This window comes from Kocuria nitroreducens, assembly GCF_042879195.1.
In the GTDB taxonomy this organism is placed as follows: Bacteria; Actinomycetota; Actinomycetes; order Actinomycetales; family Micrococcaceae; genus Kocuria; species Kocuria nitroreducens.
In genome coordinates this window covers 1-1,503 of sequence record NZ_JBHZTC010000066.1, presented here as the reverse complement: position 1 = coordinate 1,503, position 1,503 = coordinate 1, and the positions used below count along the sequence as shown (strand labels likewise).

Annotated in this window: 1 protein-coding gene; it reads left to right on the top strand. The window is 60.8% G+C overall.

The genetic code is table 11. From position 1 onward, the window contains the following. Nucleotides 1–265: 265 nt before the first annotated feature. Entirely contained in the window at nt 266–1,417 is a 1,152-nt protein-coding gene (locus tag ACFYE1_RS17360; protein WP_387745768.1) for a Fic family protein, read from the top strand. The last annotated feature ends 86 nt before the right edge of the window (nt 1,418–1,503 follow it).

Sequence of the window (1,503 nt, the reverse complement as noted above, 5' to 3'; positions counted from 1 at the left end):
GCGGTGGCCGCCTCACGTTCGGAACGCCACGCCCCCAGGGCCCGGCGTACACCACGCTAGGGGACGCTACTGGGTAGCGCTTCCAGCCTTCCACCCCGAGCACGGTATCGACTGTGCATGGTCCGGGAGTCACTTCGTCTTGGGCTGCAACGTCACATGTTCTATGAAGGCCGAGTCACATTCCAGTGGCCGCAACCCTGCTTCTCCCCTTGTCAGAGCATGGGTACTGAGTTTACGGCTCACATCTGGCATCCGATGGACTAACATGCCGATCATGCAGGACATCAACTTCCCTGAGGTTCCCTTTCACCACAACATCGTCTCGGACATCATCGAGCTTGAGCGGGTGCGTGCTGATCTTCGTGGGGAGAACCTCTTTGTGCCGGTAGCCATCGAGCTTCGGCGACTCTTTCAGAGCCTGACCAGCATGATGTCCGCCCGAATAGAAGGCAACAGGACCACCGTTGCTCAGGCGATCCTGGAGGCCGACTCCGTGGAAGAGCACGGAGGCCGAGCCAGCGATGCAGTTCAGGAGATCTTGCAGCTCGACGAGGCAACTCGGTACATCGATGACCTGGCCGATCAGGATCACCTGCATTTGACGCACACATTCATTCGGGAGTTGCACGCTTTGTCGCTACAGGGCCTAGAACGGGAAGGCGACAGGAATCCCGGGTCCTACCGGCCGCACGACGTCGAGATCACCGGATCCGCACACCGCCCTCCTGGTGCCGCTTCAGTCGCTGCAGACATGGACCAGCTGCTCGATTTTGCCACCAAAGAGGTTCCCCCACAGCAGCAGCTGCTTCAGACTGCCATCGTTCACCACCGCTTCGTTTGGATCCACCCTTTCAGCAATGGCAACGGTCGCGTCGCTCGACTGCTGACCTACGCGATGCTCATACAGCAGGGCTACACCTCCTCCAGCGGTATTCGCGCACTCAACCCGACTGCAGTCTTCGGTGCGGACCGCCAGGCCTACTACAACCACCTAGCTCTGGCTGACTCCCTGCGGCCAGGAGACGTTCTCGATTGGTGCTGCTATGTAGTCCATGGGCTCCGCGAGGATCTTGCGGCCGTGCATCGCCTGTCCGATCCCCATGCGGTCTTGCACGAGGTCTATCGGCCAGCTCTGGACTCCGCCGTAGCCGAGAGAACTCTGAGCGAGTCACAAGCCCAGGTCCTGTTCGAGGTCATCCAGAAAGGCGTGTGCAAAGCCGGCGACCTGGAACACGTTCTCCCCGGAAGTTCGTCCAACCGAAGCCACAAGCTCTCCGCGCTGGTCGACGCGAAGTATCTGCGGAGAGTCGAGAATCGCCGCCTTTATACCGTGCGCCTCGTACCTAATCCATTGACCATCCATGTTGTTCGACGCCTGGATGAGTTGGGCCTGTTGCCGGCCATCCTCCGGGACTAGCAGTGGAGCGCTGACAGTAGCGTCCCCTAGCGTGGTGTACGCCGGGCCCTGGGGGCGTGGCGTTCCGAACGTGAGGCGGCCACCGC